The 17,015-nt window shown below is 71.5% G+C and carries 16 protein-coding genes; 10 read left to right on the top strand and 6 right to left on the bottom strand.

What is annotated here, in order from left to right:
* Window positions 1-41 precede the first annotated feature (41 nt).
* From ACZ62B_RS21965 to ACZ62B_RS21955, 3 genes are all read left to right on the top strand, one after another.
* Window positions 42-1,160: an adenosine deaminase gene (locus ACZ62B_RS21965; protein ID WP_344565773.1), complete on the top strand. Its 1,119-nt coding sequence runs from the start codon at window positions 42-44 to the stop codon at window positions 1,158-1,160.
* Between the two features lie 19 nt (window positions 1,161-1,179).
* Window positions 1,180-1,890: a glycerophosphodiester phosphodiesterase gene (locus ACZ62B_RS21960; RefSeq protein ID WP_344565628.1), complete on the top strand. Its 711-nt coding sequence runs from the start codon at window positions 1,180-1,182 to the stop codon at window positions 1,888-1,890.
* A 148-nt stretch (window positions 1,891-2,038) separates the two neighbouring features.
* Window positions 2,039-3,193, top strand: a complete 1,155-nt coding sequence (locus ACZ62B_RS21955; RefSeq protein WP_469691763.1) for a serine hydrolase domain-containing protein — start codon at window positions 2,039-2,041, stop codon at window positions 3,191-3,193.
* Here ACZ62B_RS21955 and ACZ62B_RS21950 read toward each other — a convergent pair.
* Both ACZ62B_RS21950 and ACZ62B_RS21945 read right to left on the bottom strand, forming a co-directional pair.
* A complete protein-coding gene (locus ACZ62B_RS21950) occupies window positions 3,186-3,707 on the bottom strand; it encodes a hypothetical protein (protein WP_344565632.1) in 522 nt (173 codons plus the stop codon). The two genes, ACZ62B_RS21955 and ACZ62B_RS21950, sit on opposite strands and share 8 nt — an antisense overlap.
* Window positions 3,708-3,815: 108 nt before the next feature.
* Window positions 3,816-5,255, bottom strand: a complete 1,440-nt coding sequence (locus tag ACZ62B_RS21945; RefSeq protein ID WP_468879598.1) for a gamma-aminobutyraldehyde dehydrogenase — start codon at window positions 5,253-5,255, stop codon at window positions 3,816-3,818.
* A gap of 207 nt (window positions 5,256-5,462) precedes the next feature.
* Here ACZ62B_RS21945 and ACZ62B_RS21940 point away from each other — a divergent pair, with 207 nt between their 5' ends.
* The 7 genes from ACZ62B_RS21940 to ACZ62B_RS21910 all read left to right on the top strand — a co-directional run bounded on the left by ACZ62B_RS21940 (window position 5,463) and on the right by ACZ62B_RS21910 (window position 12,250).
* On the top strand, window positions 5,463-5,981 hold the full coding sequence (locus ACZ62B_RS21940; protein ID WP_344565635.1) for an Lrp/AsnC family transcriptional regulator: 519 nt from the start codon (window positions 5,463-5,465) through the stop codon (window positions 5,979-5,981).
* 2 nt (window positions 5,982-5,983) lie between these two features.
* Window positions 5,984-7,357, top strand: a complete 1,374-nt coding sequence (locus ACZ62B_RS21935; protein ID WP_344565636.1) for an aspartate aminotransferase family protein — start codon at window positions 5,984-5,986, stop codon at window positions 7,355-7,357.
* 217 nt (window positions 7,358-7,574) lie between these two features.
* Window positions 7,575-8,324, top strand: coding sequence for an ABC transporter ATP-binding protein (locus tag ACZ62B_RS21930; protein ID WP_344565638.1), 750 nt, complete (start codon window positions 7,575-7,577; stop codon window positions 8,322-8,324).
* Complete coding sequence (locus tag ACZ62B_RS21925) at window positions 8,306-9,610, top strand: hypothetical protein (RefSeq protein WP_469691759.1); 1,305 nt, start codon at window positions 8,306-8,308, stop codon at window positions 9,608-9,610. Before ACZ62B_RS21930 ends, ACZ62B_RS21925 begins: the two co-directional genes overlap by 19 nt.
* Before the next feature lie 145 nt (window positions 9,611-9,755).
* Window positions 9,756-10,163 (top strand): VOC family protein, encoded by a 408-nt coding sequence (locus tag ACZ62B_RS21920; protein ID WP_344565642.1) that lies wholly within the window; start codon window positions 9,756-9,758, stop codon window positions 10,161-10,163.
* A 128-nt stretch (window positions 10,164-10,291) separates the two neighbouring features.
* On the top strand, window positions 10,292-11,413 hold the full coding sequence (locus ACZ62B_RS21915) for an LOG family protein (protein ID WP_468887718.1): 1,122 nt from the start codon (window positions 10,292-10,294) through the stop codon (window positions 11,411-11,413).
* A gap of 147 nt (window positions 11,414-11,560) precedes the next feature.
* Window positions 11,561-12,250: an LAETG motif-containing sortase-dependent surface protein gene (locus ACZ62B_RS21910; protein ID WP_469691758.1), complete on the top strand. Its 690-nt coding sequence runs from the start codon at window positions 11,561-11,563 to the stop codon at window positions 12,248-12,250.
* A 66-nt stretch (window positions 12,251-12,316) separates the two neighbouring features.
* Here the strand turns inward: ACZ62B_RS21910 and ACZ62B_RS21905 are convergent, their stop codons facing one another.
* Genes ACZ62B_RS21905 through ACZ62B_RS21890 form a run of 4 tightly spaced genes read right to left on the bottom strand, consistent with a single transcriptional unit; the run spans window position 12,317 to window position 16,890 of the window.
* On the bottom strand, window positions 12,317-13,114 hold the full coding sequence (locus ACZ62B_RS21905; protein ID WP_468719611.1) for a maleylpyruvate isomerase family mycothiol-dependent enzyme: 798 nt from the start codon (window positions 13,112-13,114) through the stop codon (window positions 12,317-12,319).
* 24 nt (window positions 13,115-13,138) lie between these two features.
* Window positions 13,139-14,158: an ABC transporter ATP-binding protein gene (locus tag ACZ62B_RS21900; RefSeq protein WP_344565650.1), complete on the bottom strand. Its 1,020-nt coding sequence runs from the start codon at window positions 14,156-14,158 to the stop codon at window positions 13,139-13,141.
* Window positions 14,159-15,760 carry an ABC transporter permease gene (locus ACZ62B_RS21895; protein WP_468719614.1) on the bottom strand — a complete coding sequence of 534 codons (1,602 nt, stop codon included), beginning with the start codon at window positions 15,758-15,760 and terminating at the stop codon, window positions 14,159-14,161.
* Between the two features lie 47 nt (window positions 15,761-15,807).
* Window positions 15,808-16,890 carry a thiamine ABC transporter substrate-binding protein gene (locus ACZ62B_RS21890; RefSeq protein ID WP_468887722.1) on the bottom strand — a complete coding sequence of 361 codons (1,083 nt, stop codon included), beginning with the start codon at window positions 16,888-16,890 and terminating at the stop codon, window positions 15,808-15,810.
* Window positions 16,891-17,015: the final 125 nt, after the last annotated feature.

Genomic DNA, 17,015 nt, shown 5'->3' with positions numbered 1-17,015 from the left:
TCCCCGACCGCCTACGATGACCCCGAGTCACCGATCAGCCGATCATCCGCGTCCCGCCGCTCGCGCGGTCGAAGGGGCGCCGTTCCGGGGAGGAACCCTTGACCGACCGTCTCGTCGAGCCGCGCGTCCCACACGATCTGCGGGCCTTCATCGCCGGGCTGCCGAAGGCCGAACTGCACGTGCACCACGTCGGGTCCGCCTCCCCCCGCATCGTCTCGGAGCTGGCCGCCCGCCACCCCGACTCCAAGGTCCCCACCGACCCCGAGGCCCTGGCCGACTACTTCACCTTCACGGACTTCGCCCACTTCATCGAGGTGTACCTGTCCGTCGTCGACCTCGTCCGCACCCCCGAGGACGTACGGCTGCTGACCTACGAGGTGGGCCGTGAACTGGCCCGGCAGCAGGTGCGGTACGCCGAGCTGACCATCACCCCGTTCTCCTCCACCCGGCGCGGCATCGACGAGCGTGCCTTCATGGACGCGATCGAGGACGCCCGCAAGGCGGCCGAGGCCGAGTTCGGGACGGTGCTGCGCTGGTGCTTCGACATTCCCGGCGAGGCCGGTCTCGAGTCCGCCGAGGAGACCGTGCGGCTCGCCACCGACGACCGGCTGCGCCCGGAGGGCCTGGTCTCCTTCGGTCTCGGCGGACCCGAGATCGGCGTGCCCCGGCCGCAGTTCAAGCCGTACTTCGACCGCGCGATCGCCGCCGGGCTGCACTCCGTACCGCATGCCGGCGAGACCACGGGACCGGAGACGGTGTGGGACGCGCTGAACGAGCTGGGCGCCGAGCGCATCGGGCACGGCACCAGTTCCGCCCGCGACCCCAAGCTGCTCCAGCACCTGGCCGAGCGGCGCATCCCGCTGGAGGTGTGCCCCACCTCCAACATCGCCACCCGCGCGGTGACCGACCTCGACGAGCACCCCGTCAAGGAGTTCGCCCGCGCCGGCGTCCTGGTCACCGTCAACTCCGACGACCCGCCGATGTTCGGCACCGACCTCAACAACGAGTACGCGGTCGCCGCGCGGCTGCTGGAGCTCGACGAGCGGGGACTGGCCGGGCTGGCGAAGAACGCGGTCGAGGCGTCGTTCATGGACCCGGCCGGCAAGGCGCGGCTGGCCGCCGAGATCGACGCCTACACCGCGTCCTGGCTCGCCTCCTGACCACCCGCGAAGGGCCGCCATGCAGAACGTGACCGCCGTGGCCCACCGCGGCGACCCCTACCGCGTCCGCGAGAACACCCTCGCCTCGCTGCGGTCCGCGCTCCACCGGGGCGCGGACGCGGTGGAGATCGACGTACGCCTCACCCGGGACGGTGTCCCGGTGCTGCTGCACGACGGCACGCTGAAGCGGCTCTGGGAGCACGACCGTCCGCTGCTGTCGCTGTCGTGGGAGGAGGTGCGCGCGGTCACGGACGACGGGGTGCCCACGCTCTCCGACGCGCTGGCGGCGACGGACGGCGGCCGGGTGATGATCGACCTGCCCGGCACGCCGGACGTCCGCGCGGTACGCCGGATCGTGGACGCCGTGCGCGAGCGGGACGCCCAGGACCGCGTGTACTACTGCGCGGGCGCCCCCGCCATGCTCGCCGTGCGCGCGGCGGACCCGTCCGCCGAGATCGCGCTCACCCGTACGACGCTGGCACCGGCCCGCGCCGGTCTGCTGGAGGCGATCCGTCCGCGCTGGCTGAACTACCGCTTCGGCCTGGTGGACCGCGCTCTCGCGGACCGTGTCCACCAGGCCGGCTATCTGCTCTCCGTCTGGACCCCGGACACCCGCCGCTCCATGCGCCGCCTGCTGGCCCTGGGCGTCGACTCGATCACCACCAACCGCATCGACGTGCTGTGCGCGCTGCGTGCGGCCGGGGGCCGGTCGGGGCGGCAGGCACCTTAGGGGCAACCCCTGACAACTCCCTTGCGCATTCAGGGGAGTTGGTCGGGGGCGTGCCAGGGCGGGCGCCCTACCTGACGACGATCCGGAGGCGGCCCGCGCGGCCGGAGGATGATCACGTCCTTCCGCCGGACCCCCCGAGGAGCAGCCGATGCACGCCCGCCGCCGTACCACCCTGCTCGCCGCCTCCCTCGTCCTCGCCCTGGGCGCGGGCCCGCTCGCCGCGCCCGCGTTCGCCTCGCCCGCGCCGCGGGCACCCGTGTGCAGTACCGCACCGTCCCACCAGGCGTTGTGCGAGGCGATCGGGGGGCTGCCCGACGCGACCACGACCGCCGCACTGGTCCGGCTGGGCGGTACCGAGGGTTCCTGGCAGGGCAGTTCGGGGGTGCGGGACCTGGTGAGCGGCCGGGCGGCCGACCCGGACGCGCGGTTCAGGGCCGGTTCGACGACCAAGGTGGTGACGGCCGCCGCCGTCCTCCGGCTCGCGGCGCAGGGCGAGGTCGACCTCGACGCGTCGATCGAGCGCTACCTCCCCGGCCTGCTCGGTCCCGAGTTCGAGGAGCCCGTCACCGTACGGAACCTGCTGAACCACACCAGCGGCATCCAGCCGGGCGCCAGTTGGGGGAACACCTTCGAGGAGCAGTACGCGCACCGCTACGACACGCTCACCCCGCGGCGGGTCGTGGAGTCGGCGGTCGCGAAGGGACCGGCGTTCGACGCCGGTGATGAGCAGCAGTACCTCAACATCAACTACACGATCCTCGGCCTGCTGATCGAGAAGGTGACCGGGCGGTCGTACGCCTCCGAGGTGGCCCGGCTCGTGCTGCGCCCCGCCGGGATGCGGCACACGTACTTCCCCGGCACCGACCCCCGCGTCCGCGGACCGCACCACCACGGCTACCAGGCGGTCGAGCGACCGGACGGGACGACCCGGCTCGTCGACGTCACCGAGTGGAACGTGGCCGACCGCTGGGCGGCCGGGGACATGATCTCGACCACCGCCGACCTGGAACGGCTCGTCACGGCCCTCTTCGGCGGACGGATCGTGCCCGAACCGCAGTTGCGGGAGATGTTCACGGTCCCGGCGGACATCGAGGGCGCCGCCTACAGCGCGGGCCTGACCCGTCTGGAGCTCCGGGGCACGGTCTACTGGGGCAAGAGCGGTGCCCGCCCCGGCTACAGCACGATGATCGCCGCGACCGAGGACCTGAGCTTCACCCTCGTGTACTCGCTCTCCGACACCGACGCGAAGGACACGACGTCGAACCCGGTCGCCGAGCGCATCAAGGCGGCCGCTCTCACGTAGCGAGGACCGGCGCCGGGTTCGGCGTGAGCGCCTCCAACCGCTTGATCTTCCGGCGTACGGCGTACAGCGGGATCACGCCGAACACGCCGAACGCCATGTCGATGACGCTCCACCAGAAGGGGATGCCCCGGATCGGGCCGCAGACGAGGGCGAGCGGGACGATGCCGGCGCAGGCGATCATGCCGAACTCGATGACCCAGATGTTGCGGACGGGGTCGCGGTAGGGGCCGTAGAAGGCGACCGCGATCACGAGGTGCGCGAAGGCGAGCCAGTCGGTGCCGTAGAGGAGGAAGGGGTACTCGGCGTCGGCGGTGTCGAGCCCCTGGCGTACGCGCTCGATCCAGTCCATGAGGCCGGGGAGGTGCTCGGGCGCCGACAGGGACCGGAGCAGGTCCTCGGTCCAGCGCAGTTCGTGCACCAGCGGGAAGGCCGTGGCGCCGCTGAGCACCAGGCAGACGACGAAGAAGACCAGCCAGGCGCGAATGCCCTTGAGCAGGGCGGCTCTGTCGCTCATGGCAGCAGCGTACGCCCAGAGTTGAACATGTTCAAAAACAAGGTTCGGTTCCTGGAGACACGTCGGCCCCGGACGGTGGTGCACCGTCCGGGGCCGACGCTTCGACGCCTATCCGTCCAGGGACGTCATCACGTGCTTGACGCGCGTGTAGTCGTCGAAGCCGTACGCCGAGAGGTCCTTGCCGTAGCCGGACTTCTTGAAGCCTCCGTGCGGCATCTCCGCGACCAGCGGGATGTGGGTGTTGATCCACACGCAGCCGAAGTCGAGCTTCTTGGACATGCGCATCGCGCGGGAGTGGTCCTTGGTCCACACCGAGGAGGCCAGCGCGTACTCGACGCCGTTGGCGTACTCGACGGCCTGGTCCTCGTCGGCGAAGCGCTGGACGGTGATGACCGGGCCGAAGACCTCCTTCTGGACGATCTCGTCGTCCTGGTTGAGGCCGGAGACGACGGTCGGGGCGTAGAAGAAGCCCTTGTCGCCGACGCGCTTGCCGCCGGCGACCACGCGCGCGTGCGCCGGCAGCCGCTCGATGAAGCCCTCGACCTGCTTGAGCTGGTTGGGGTTGTTGAGCGGGCCGAAGAGGACGTCCTCGTCGTCCGGCATGCCGGTCTTGGTGTCGGCTGCGGCCTTGGCGAGCGCGGAGACGAACTCGTCGTGGATCGACTCGTGCACGAGCACGCGCGTGGCGGCCGTGCAGTCCTGGCCGGCGTTGAAGAAGCCCGCGACGGAGATGTCCTCGACGGCCTTGGCGATGTCGGTGTCCTCGAAGACGACGACCGGGGCCTTGCCGCCCAGCTCCAGGTGGACCCGCTTGAGGTCCTTGGACGCGGACTCGGCGACGGACATGCCCGCGCGCACCGAACCGGTGATGGACGCCATCGCCGGGGTGGGGTGCTCGACCATGAGGCGGCCGGTGTCGCGGTCGCCGCAGACGACGTTGAAGACGCCCTTGGGCAGGATCGAGCCGAGGATCTCGGCGAGCAGGACCGTGGAGGCCGGGGTGGTGTCCGAGGGCTTCAGGACGACCGTGTTGCCCGCGGCGATCGCCGGGGCGAACTTCCACACGGCCATCATCATCGGGTAGTTCCAGGGGGCGACCTGGGCGCACACGCCGATCGGCTCACGGCGCACGAAGGAGGTCAGCCCCTCCATGTACTCGCCGGCGCCCTTGCCCTCCAGCATCCGCGCCGCGCCCGCGAAGAAGCGGATCTGGTCCACCATCGGCGGGATCTCCTCGGTGCGGGTCAGCCCGGTGGGCTTGCCCGTGTTCTCCACCTCGGCCGCGATGAGTTCCTCGGCGCGCTCCTCGAAGGCGTCCGCGATCTTCAGCAGGGCCTTCTGGCGCTCGGCCGGAGTGGTGTCGCGCCAGCCGGGGAACGCCTCGGCGGCGGCGGCCATCGCGGCGTCCACGTCCGCCTGCCCGGACAGCGGAGCGGTCGCGTACGCCTCGCCCGTGGCGGGGTTGACCACCTCGGTGGTCCGTCCGTCGGCGGCGTCCCGGAACTCCCCGCCGATGTAGTTGCGCAGACGACGCAGCTCGGTGCTCACTGCAGGCCCTCCTGGTGTTCCTTGTGGGTGTCCGAGGTGTCTGAGATGTCAAGAAATGACCATTGTCCAACCTCTGAGACACCCACCCTAGACCGACGGCAGACGTTTTCAACACCCCTACCCAAGCCACTCCTGCGAAATCCGCAAGCTGAGACGTCCCAGACAACGAAATTCATCGATCGAGCCTTGCGAAACTGTCGATACGTCGTGCACAGTGGCACCGTGGCCAGTCGAAGCGCAGACCCGAAGGACTCCCGCGAGTCCAAGAACGGCGGCGGTCCCCAGTTGGACGCCGTCTCCCTCGCCATCATCGAGCAGCTCCAGGAGGACGGCCGCCGGCCGTACGCCGCCATCGGCAAGGCCGTCGGCCTGTCGGAGGCGGCCGTGCGCCAGCGCGTCCAGAAGCTGCTCGATCAGGGCGTGATGCAGATCGTCGCCGTCACGGACCCGCTCACCGTGGGCTTCCGCCGCCAGGCGATGGTCGGGGTCAACGTCGAGGGCGACGTGGAGTCCGTGGCCGACGCGCTGACCGCCATGGACGAGTGCGAGTACGTGGTGATGACCGCGGGCTCCTTCGACCTCATGGTCGAGATCGTCTGTGAGGACGACGACCACCTTCTGGAGGTCATCAACCGACGCATCCGGGCCGTTCCCGGAGTGCGCTCCACCGAGAGTTTCGTCTACCTCAAGCTCAAGAAGCAGACCTACATGTGGGGAACCCGATAATCGTGAGCACCGACCGCCCCCAGGACCTCAGCAAGTCCGCGTACGACCACCTGTGGATGCACTTCACCCGCATGTCCTCGTACGAGAACTCCCCCGTCCCCACCATCGTCCGGGGCGAGGGCACCCACATCTACGACGACCGGGGCAAGCGCTACCTCGACGGCCTCGCCGGCCTGTTCGTGGTGCAGGCGGGCCACGGCCGTCAGGAACTCGCGGAGACCGCCTCCAAGCAGGCCCAGGAGCTGGCCTTCTTCCCCGTGTGGTCCTACGCCCACCCCAAGGCCGTCGAGCTGGCGGAGCGGCTCGCGCACGAGGCGCCGGGCGACCTCAACAAGGTCTTCTTCACCACCGGCGGCGGCGAGGCGGTGGAGACCGCCTGGAAGCTCGCCAAGCAGTACTTCAAGCTCGTCGGCAAGCCGACCAAGTACAAGGTCATATCCCGCGCGGTGGCCTACCACGGCACCCCGCAGGGCGCCCTGTCCATCACCGGACTGCCGGGCCTGAAGGCCCCGTTCGAGCCGCTCGTCCCGGGCGCGCACAAGGTGCCCAACACCAACATCTACCGGGCGCCGATCCACGGCGGTGACCCGGAGGCGTTCGGCCGCTGGGCCGCCGACCAGATCGAGCAGCAGATCCTCTTCGAGGGCCCCGACACGGTCGCGGCCGTCTTCCTGGAGCCCGTGCAGAACGCCGGCGGCTGCTTCCCGCCCCCGCCCGGCTACTTCCAGCGGGTGCGCGAGATCTGCGACCAGTACGACGTGCTGCTCGTCTCCGACGAGGTCATCTGCGCCTTCGGCCGGCTGGGCACGACGTTCGCCTGCGACAAGTTCGGCTACGTGCCGGACATGATCACCTGCGCCAAGGGCATGACCTCGGGCTACTCCCCCATCGGCGCGTGCATCGTCTCCGACCGGCTCGCCGAGCCGTTCTACAAGGGCGAGAACACCTTCCTGCACGGCTACACCTTCGGCGGCCACCCGGTCTCCGCCGCGGTCGGCATCGCCAATCTCGACCTGTTCGAGCGCGAGGGCCTCAACCAGCACGTGCTCGACAACGAGGGCGCCTTCCGCGCGACCCTGGAGAAGCTGCACGACCTGCCGATCGTCGGCGACGTCCGCGGCAACGGCTTCTTCTACGGCATCGAGCTGGTCAAGGACAAGAACACCAAGGAGTCCTTCGACGCCGACGAGACCGAGCGCGTGCTCTACGGCTTCCTGTCGAAGAAGCTCTTCGAGAACGGCCTGTACTGCCGGGCCGACGACCGCGGCGACCCGGTCGTCCAGCTCGCCCCGCCGCTGATCTCCGACCAGGAGACCTTCGACGAGATCGAGCAGATCCTGCGCGCGACCCTCTCGGAGGCCTGGACCAAGCTGTAGGCCGAACGAGGTTCCGATCTTCCCTTTGGATGATCAACACCGGCCCCGGTGCCGCCCGTTCGAGTGAGAAACGGACGCCCGGGGCCGTGTGCTGTCCGGCCTCCCGCCGCGGCCTGCCTAGCGTTCCAGTGACCGATCGGCCCTGCCTTCGTTCCCCCGGACGGGGGATTTACCCGAAGAGCGCACGACATTTCCGATCCGAACCGAGGTGTACGCCATGGTGGCCCCACCGGACAACGACGTGCTCTGGGCGCGAGCCCTGCACTACCGGTACGACGACGGCTCACCCGGACTGAGCGGGGTCTCGCTCGGCGTCCGGGAGGGCGAGATCCTCGCCGTCGGCGGCCCGCGCGGCAGCGGCAAGACGACCCTGCTGCGCTGTCTGTCCGGCCTGCTGCCCGCGAAGGACGGCGAGGTCTGGTTCAACAGCGTGCCCGTGCACACCATGAGCCCCGTCGCCCGCGAGCGGCTGCGCCGGGACCGCTTCGGCTGGATCGACCCGGAACCGGTGCTGGTGCCCGAGCTGAACGTCTGGGAGAACGCCGCCCTGCCGCTGATGCTGCGCGGCACCGACCGGCGCCGCGCCAGGACGGCGGCCCTGGAGTGGCTGGAGCGCCTCGACATCGGCGACAAGGCCCGCAGGCACCACGGGGAGCTGACGCAGGCGGAGCGGCAGCGGGTGTGCATCGCCCGCGCCCTCGCCCCGGCGCCCTCGGTGCTGTTCGCCGACGAGCCGACCGCCCCGCTGTACCGCGTCGACCGCGGCCACGTGCTGCGCACGCTCACCACGGCTGCCCGCTCGCACGGCATCACCGTGGTCCTCGCGACCCACGACGCGCAGACCGCGGCCCTCGCCGACCGCACCGTGTCGCTGCTCGACGGGCGGCGGGTGCGCACCGTACATCTGCCGCCGGTCGCCGGGGCGGCCGAGACGGAAGGCCGGGCGGCGTGCTCGCTCTCCGTCTGACCCGAAGCGCCCACACCGCCGTCCAGCTGCGCCGGCTCCTGGTCGCGGCCGCGTCCGCGGGCACGGGCTTCCTGCTGCTCAGCACCCTCGGCCACGCGCTGGGCCACCCCGACCCGGCCTCCTCGGCACTCCGGCTGGCCTGGTGCGCGATCCCGCTGGCGGCCACGGTGTACTTCGCGATCGCGGTCGCCCGCACCGATCCGGGCACCCGGCCCCGGCCCGGTCTGTCGGCGATCGGTCTCGGTCCCGCCCGGCTGATGGCGGTCTCCGCGGCCACCACGGCGCTGTCCTGCGCGCTGGGCTCGCTGCTGGCCCTGCTGGTCTTCCTCCAGCTGCGCGGCGACCTCACCGGCGTGCCCTCCGACGGCGCCGCGACGGACTTCCTCGCCACCGGCCGGCCGCTTCCGCTGCCGGCCGCCCTGACCCTGCTGGCGCTCGTGCCGCTGAGCGCGTCGGCGGCCGTGGCGGTGGCGCTGCGGCCGCGTGAGCCGGCGGCGGGCGCGGCCCGCGCGGGACGGACGTACGGCAGGTTCGGCGCGTACCGGCGCACACCGGTGCGCGAGTCGTTCGGGGCGTACGGACGGTTCGGCGGGCAACTGGGAGCGGCGGCCCGCGGCCGGCGTACGGCCGAGGCGGCACCGGAGCGGGAGGACGCGGCGGAGGAGGTTCCCGGGACGGCCGCCGGGCCCGCCGTGCCGCTCACGCCGCCGTCCGGGCTGCCGTGGGGCATCGCGGTACTGGCGGTCGGCCTGGCCGTGGAGGCCTTCGCGAGCCGTACGGGCGGCGGGGGCGCGCCGGGTGACCGGCCCTCCGCGCTGCTCGGTCTGGCCCTGACCGCCGTAGGTCTCGCCCTGGCCGGTCCCGGCCTCGCCCATCTGTGCGGCAGGCTGCTGCAGACGGTACGGCCCGGCGCGCTGCGGCTGCTGGCCGGACGGGTCCTGATGACGGAGGCCACACGCATCGGACGCCCGCTGGGTGTGGTCTGCGCGGTGCTGTCGGCCGCGTACGCCATGGCCTCGCTGCACGACCGCGCGGACGCCTCCACCGGCCCGCTCGTCGTGCTCGGGGTGCTGGTGGTGGCCGGCTGCACGACGGCGACACTGCTGACGGCCGCCGTCGAGGCCAGGCAGGCCCGCGCCGGCACCACCGCCGCGCTGCGGCGCCTCGGGGCGGCCACGGGGACGCTGCGCCGGGCCGCCGTGCTCCGCGCGGGTGCGCTGCTGGCCCTGTTCGGGCCGTTGACCCTGGTCGTGGCCGAGCTGTCGGCGTGGCCGCTGGCCCGCTGAGAGCGGTCCGAAAACCGGCCCGGAAACCGGCCCGGAAACCGGCCCGGAAACCGGTCCGAAAAAAATCTCCGCGGGCCGATGAGTTCCGCGCGGGCCCCCGGTCTACCCCACGAACGCCACGGAACCAACCGGGAGAGGCCCCGCCATGTACCAGCAGATGATCTTCGTGAACCTGGCCGTCAACGACCTCGACGCCTCGAAGAAGTTCTTCACGGAGCTCGGCTACTCGATCAACCCGCAGTTCAGCGACGAGACCGCCGCGTCGGTCGTGATCAGCGACACGATCATCGCGATGCTGCTGACCAAGGAGAAGTACGCGGGGTTCACCAAGAAGGAGATCGTGGACGCCTCGAAGAGCAGCGAGGTGCTGCTGGGGCTGAGCGCGGAGAGCCGCGAGAAGGTCGACGAGCTGGTGGAGAAGGCCGTCGCGGCGGGCGGCTCGGTCGCCGGCGAGACCCAGGATTACGGCTTCATGTACGGCCGCGCCTTCGACGACCTCGACGGCCACACCTGGGAGGTCATCTGGATGGACCCGGCCGCGGTGCAGGGCTGACGCGCACGCGGGCCCGGGGGATGTCGTCCGGATCGTGCCGGGGCCGCGGGCCCCGGCACGCGCTCCCCCCAGGCGGTGCTGTCGCCGGTTGCCGGCCCGGTCCGAACGGCACCCCCTAGCATGGGCGGGTGCAGACGAGTCCCGCCCACGCCGTCCATCACGGGGACCGCGAGATAGAGACGCTCGAGGAGTTCGACGCGATCGTCTCGTCCCGCGGCACGCTCTCCGGATTCCGTGTCCAGTCCGTCGACCTGACCGACCGGACACGGGAATTGCTCACCAACGACACCGCCGGGGCCGTCTTCCTCGGCTGCCCGATGCGCCCCGACGCGGCGGAGAAGCTCCGCGCCGACGGCGCCCTGGTGCTCCCTCCCGTCCCCGGCCTGCCCTTCGACCCGTACCGGGGACATCTCTACACACCTGGCGACCTGTTCGCCTCGCTCGACAAGGGCTACGAGGCGACCCCGGACGCGCTGGCCTACGCCTGGTTCCAGCGGACCAAGGCGGACGGCGACATCTTCGCCTCCATGCTGCGCGCGGTCCACGACGACTCCATGTCCGACGCCCTCGACGAACTCCTGCGCGGGGCGCGGGTCGTGGGCGTGATGGGCGGTCACGCGATGGCCCGCGGCACCGAGGAGTTCCGGGGTGCCGCCCGGCTCGGACGGGCGCTGACCCACGCCGGGTTCACGGTGGCGACGGGCGGCGGTCCGGGTGCGATGGAGGCGGCGAACCTCGGCGCCTACGCGGCCCCGTACGACGACGCCATGCTGGACGAGGCCTGCGAACTCCTCGCCTCCGCGCCCTCGTTCGCGCCGTCGATCACCGACTGGGCGCGTGCCGCCTTCGAGGTGCGCACCCGCTGGCCGAAGGGCAACCACTCGATCGGCATCCCCACCTGGTTCTACGGCCACGAGCCGCCGAACGCCTTCGCCTCGCACATCGCGAAGTACTTCGCCAACGCCACCCGCGAGGACGGGCTGCTGGCCCGCTGCGACGCGGGCGTGGTGTTCCTGCCGGGCGCCGCCGGGACCGTACAGGAGATCTTCGACAACGCGACGCCGAACTACTACGGGTCGCGCGGTGAGCCCACGCCCATGGTGCTGGTGAACCGGGCGCACTGGACGGAGAGGCTGCCGGCCTGGCCGCTGCTGCGGTCGCTCGCCCGGGAGCGCTCGATGGAGGCCCGGATCGCCCTGGTCGACCGGATCGAGGAGGCCCCGGAGGCCTTGAAACGTCTGGGCGGTTAATAAGAAGGCAAAGCCCGGTACCACTGTAGGCATATGCGTTGACACTACTTATGCGGCGCTTATAGACCTGAGAGCCACATGGGAGTGCTGATGCTGCATCAACTCTCCCTCAACCCCCCGCATTTACGCTCTCTCGTAAGGACAAACGTGGCAGTTCTGTCCGTATCCCGCCGTACCGTCGCGCGCTCCGTGCGCGCCCTCGGTGTCGTCTCCGCGTCCGCCGCCCTCGCGATCGGCGTCGCCGGCAGCGCGGCGGCCTGCAACATCACCGAGTTCTCGGCCGAGGCCAAGTGCGTCGGCGACAAGGGCGTCATCACCGTCACCGACAAGGACCCGGCCGGCGTCCCCGCCACCATCACCGTGTTCCTGCAGGACAAGCAGGTCGGCGAGCAGGTGGTCAAGGGCACCGCTGAAGGCACCACCATCACCTTCGAGGAGGACTGGAAGCCGAACGCCGAGTACCGCATCCACGTCGACGCGAAGCCCTACGTCGACGAGGACATCAAGCCGAACCTGGTCACTCCGGCGACGGCCTGCAAGACGGAGGAGAAGCCCCCGGTCGAGGAGGAGCCGAAGCCGGCTCCGGCTCCGTCGGAGTCCTCCTCCACTCCGGCCGAGGAGCCCGAGCCGACCCCGTCGGAGTCGGAGAGCGAGAGCACCGCTCCGGCGGACACCTCGAGCAACGCGCCCTCCCCGGCCGGCGAGTCGAACCTCGCCGAGACCGGTGCCGACTCCAACACCGGTCTGATCGCCGGCATCGCGGTCGCCCTGGTCGTGGCCGGCGGTGGCGCGGTCTTCTTCGGCATGCGCCGCCGCGGGGCGAACAGCCAGCGCTGACGCCTCACGCACACGGTGGCGGCCCGTCCCCTTTCCCGGGGGCGGGCCGCTTCCGTCACCGGCCGCTCAGCCGAACGTCGCCCGCTCCAGCCAGAACTCCAGCAGCTTCCGGTCGCCGAGCACGTCGAGTCCGGGGGCGTCCAGCGGCAGCCGTCGGTAGAAGGCGAGGAGCACGGAGGTGAGCGGGCCGCGCAGGGCGACGGTGGCCTTCTCGTGGCCGCGCCGCCAGGAGACGCCCTCCTCGCCGAGCTCGATCAGCCACTCCGAGTGGGTCTCCGGCCGGGTCCCGGTGGCGTGCAGGTGGATGGTGCGCCGGGGTCCGCGCAGGTCGTGCACCGTGTCGTCCGGCAGTGTCCGCTGCGCCCACTCCACGATCTCCAGCCATTCGTCGAGCGCGTCGGCGGCGATCTCGGGCGCGACCTCGTAGGGCAGCCCGGCGGCCAGGGTGGCGTCCGCGCGGTGGACGGTCACCTCGTGCGTCATACGGCGGGCCCAGAACCCGGCGTTGTGGATCCCGGCCCAGCTCCACACCTTCGCGTCCGGCCCGGCCTGGCGCAGCGCGCCGACGACCAGCTCGCCGGACTCCGCCAGCCAGGCGTCCAGCGCACCGGGATCACCCCACGGCCCGGGCCCGCCGAACCCCGGCACCCGATCCTCGGGGACGTCGTCCTCGGCCCCGGTCCGCACCATGACGTCCACCCAGCGCAGGGCGCCGCCGGTGTGCCGTACGAGCTGCTCCAGGGACCAGTCGGGCGTGGTGGGCACGGTGCCGGACAGATCGGCGCCGGACGTCACGACCGTCCGCAACTGCCCCACCTGGTGTGCGATTTCCTCGCAGTAGCGGTCATGCGCGAGTGGTGTCATGCCGCACACCCTAGGCAGCCGCGCTCATCCCAGCACGGCGATTTCCGCCGCGTCGAACTCCACCCCGGCCTCGTCCCCGACCTCCGGCGCGGCCCTGAGCGCGCAGGCCGCCTCCAGGCGGGGCGCGTCCTCGGGCTGGAGATGGACGGTGACATGGGTGCCGCGGAAGGTGCGCGCGGCCACCGTGCAGCGCAGGCCCTCGCCGGCCGGGACCAGGCGGACACCGGCGGGGCGGACGAGAAGGGTCCGTGTGCCCTGCGGGGCGCCTTCCGGGACGGGGAGCTTGCCCCAGGGGGTCACCGCGACGTCGTCGCCCACCGTCGCCTCGACGACGTTCTCGAAGCCGAGGAAGCGTGCCACGAACGCGTCGGCCGGACGCTGCCACACCTCGAGCGGCGTACCGGACTGGGCGATCCGTCCGTCCCGCATCACCACCACCCGGTCGGCCAGCGCGAACGCCTCACCCTGGTCGTGGGTCACGGCGAGCACCGTGGTGCCCAACCTGCCGAACAGTTCGCGCAGTTCGACGACCAGACGTTCCCTGAGCGACCGGTCGAGCTGCCCGAGCGGCTCGTCGAGCATCAGCAGCCGGGGACTGGGCGCGAGGGCGCGGGCGAGCGCCACGCGCTGCTGCTCACCGCCGGACAGCGCGGCGACGGCGCGTCCGGCCGCGTCCGGCAGTCCCACGAGGCCCAGCAACTCCCGTACGCGGTCCGCCTGCTCGCCCCGCGACGCGCCGTGCATGCGCAGGCCGAAGGCGACATTGCCGCCCACGTCCCGCTGCGGGAAGAGCTGGTGGTCCTGGAACATCAGTCCGACGCCGCGCTTGTGCGCGGGCACGCCCGACTGGTCGTGTCCGTCGAGCGACACCCGCCCGGAGTCGAGGGGCTGGAGTCCGGCCACCGCCCGCAGCAGCGTGGACTTGCCGCTGCCGCTGGGGCCGAGCACGCACACGATCTCGTGCTCCGCGACCCCCAGGTCGACGGCGTCCAGCACCGGCCGCCCGCCGAAGCGGACGGTCGCGGCCTGAAGGCTCAGCAGCATCTAGAACTCCCCGGTCCGGTCGGTCCGCAGCCGCTCGAGCACGAGCAGCGCCACCGCGCACACGATCATCAGAATCGTCGACAGGGCCATCGCCTGGCCGTAGTTGAGCTCCCCGGGCCGCCCCAGCAGCCGCGCCACGGCCACCGGCAGCGTCGGATTCTCCGGCCGCGCGATGAACACCGTCGCCCCGAACTCGCCCAGCGACACCGCGAAGGCGAACCCGGCCGCGATCAGCAGCGCCCGCCGCACCAGCGGCAGGTCCACCTCCCGCCACGCCCGCCACGGCGACGCCCCGAGCACCGCCGCCGCCTCCCGCAGCCGTACGTCCACGGCCCGCAGCACCGGCAGCATGGTCCGTACGACGAAGGGGACGCCGACCAGCGCCTGTGCGAGGGGGACCAGGATCCAGGAGGCGCGGAGGTCCAGCGGCGGCTCGTCGAGGGCGATCAGGAAACCGAAGCCGACGGTCACCGCGGACACCCCGAGCGGCAGCATCAGCAGCGCGTCGAAGCCGCGCACCAGCCGTCCCGCGTCCCGCCGGGTCAGCGCCACGGCGGCGAGAGAGCCGACCAGCACCGCGATGGCGGTGGCGGCGACGGCGTACTGGAGCGAGTTGCCGACCGCCTCGATCGGCGCGACCAGGAACACTCCCCCGTCGTCCCGGGTCAGCTCCCGGTAGTAGCCGAGGCCGGCGGCGCCGAAGGAGCGTTCCACCAGGACGGCGAGCGGCAGCAGGAGCAGTACGGCGACGGTGGCGACGACTCCGCCGAGCAGCGTCCACTGTCCGGCGCCGCGCGGACGGCGCGCGGTCACCGAGGCGTCCACCAGCCGCAGCGCGGTCTCCCGGCGCCGTACGGTCCAGGCGTGCAGGGCGAGGATCGCGCCCACGGCGACGAACTGGATCATCGTCAGGACGGCGGCCGTGGACAGGTCGAAGATCTCGGAGGTCTGCCGGTAGATCTCCACTTCGAGGGTGGAGAAGGCGGGCCCGCCGAGGATCTGCACCACGCCGAAGGAGGTGAAGGTGAACAGGAAGACCATCAGCGCGGCCGCGGCCACGGCGGGCGCGAGCGCGGGCAGGGTGACGGTCCGCCAGGCCGCGAACCGGGAGGCGCCGAGCATCCGCGCGGCCTCCTCCTGCCGCGGGTCGAGCTGCGACCAGAGTCCGCCCACGGTGCGTACGACGACGGCGTAGTTGAAGAAGACGTGCGCGAGCAGGATCGCCCACACGGTGGTGTCCAGGCGCAGACCCCACAGCTCGTCGAGGAGTCCGCCGCGGCCGACGAGCGCCATGAACGCCGTACCGACGACGACCGTCGGCAGCACGAACGGCACGGTGACCACGGCCCGCAGCACCTGCTTGCCGGGGAAGTCGAAGCGGGCGAAGACGTACGCGCCGGGCAGGGCGATCAGCAGGGTGAGGGCGGTGGAGACGAGGGCCTGCCAGGTGGTGAACCACAGCACCTGACGGACGTCGGGCTGCGCCAGTACGTCCCCGATCCGCCCGAGGTGCCAGGTCCCGTCGGCCTTCAGTCCGCGCGCGACGATCGCGGTGACGGGGTAGGCGAAGAAGACGGCGAAGAACGCGACGGGCACGGCCATCAGGCCGAGCCGCGCCGCGCTTCCGCGCCGCCTCGCCGCGGTCCGCGTCACCTCAGTACGAGCGAGGTCCACGACTTGACCCACTGGTCACGGTTGTCGGCGATCTTCGCCGGGTCCATGGTCTGCGGGTCCTTCGCCTGCGGCCCGAACTCCACGAACTCCTGGGGCACCTGGGCGGCCTCCCGCACCGGGTACACGAACATGTTGAGCGGCATGTCGTCCTGGAACGTCTTGCTGATCAGGAAGTCGAGCAGGGCCTTGCCGCCCTCGGGGTTCTTCGCGTTGCTCAGCAGTCCGGCGTACTCGACCTGGCGGAAGCAGGTGCCCTCGGCGACGCCGGTGGGCGCGGTCTCCGGCTTCGGGTCGGCGTAGATGACCTCGGCGGGCGGCGAGGAGGCGTAGGACACCACCAGCGGCCGGTCGGCCTTGGCCTCCTTGCCGCCGGCCGAGCCGGAGAACTCCTCGTTGTAGGCCTGCTCCCAGCCGTCGACCACCTTCACGCCGTTGGCCTTGAGCTTCTTCCAGTAGTCCGGCCAGCCCTCGTCCCCGTACTTCGCGGCGGTGCCGAGCAGGAAGCCGAGGCCGGGCGAGGAGGTGGAGGCGTTCTCGACGACGAGGAGGTCCTCGTACTCGGGCTTGACCAGGTCGTCGAGGGTCTTCGGCGGGGTCAGGTCGTGCTCGGCGAACCACGCCTTGTCGTAGTTGACGCAGATGTCACCGGTGTCGACGGGGGTGACCCGGTGCTTGTCCCGGTCCACGCGGTACTCGTCGAGGATCAGGTCGGAGCCCTCGGCCTCGTACGGCTGGAACAGCCCGTTGTCGAGGGCGCGGGAGAGCAGGGTGTTGTCGACGCCGAAGAAGACGTCGCCCTGGGGGTTGTCCTTGGTCAGGACCGCCTTGTTCACGGCCTGCCCGGCGTCGCCGTCCTTGAGGACCTTGAGCCGGTAGCCGGACTGCTTCTCGAAGGCGGCGACGACGTCCTTCGACACGGCCCACGAATTGTGGCTGACGAGGGTCACGGTCTTGGACCCGCCGCCGCTCGAATCGTCGTTGTCGGACGACCCGCACGCGGACAGGGTGACCAGCCCCAGCCCGACGGCCAGGACCGTGACCTTCTTGGTGATGCCCACTTGATTCCTCCTGGAGTGACCAGGAAGAGACGCGGCCCTGCCCGGGGCCCCTGGGCGGGGTCCCGGGCAGGGCGCAACAGCTCGAGTGATGACCGATCTCCCTACCCAGAATGACCTGGGCGAGG

Source organism: Streptomyces sp. NPDC053426 (genome assembly GCF_055585405.1).
Note: the sequence above shows the minus strand (reverse complement) of the source record. Positions and strands in the feature narration are given on the sequence as shown.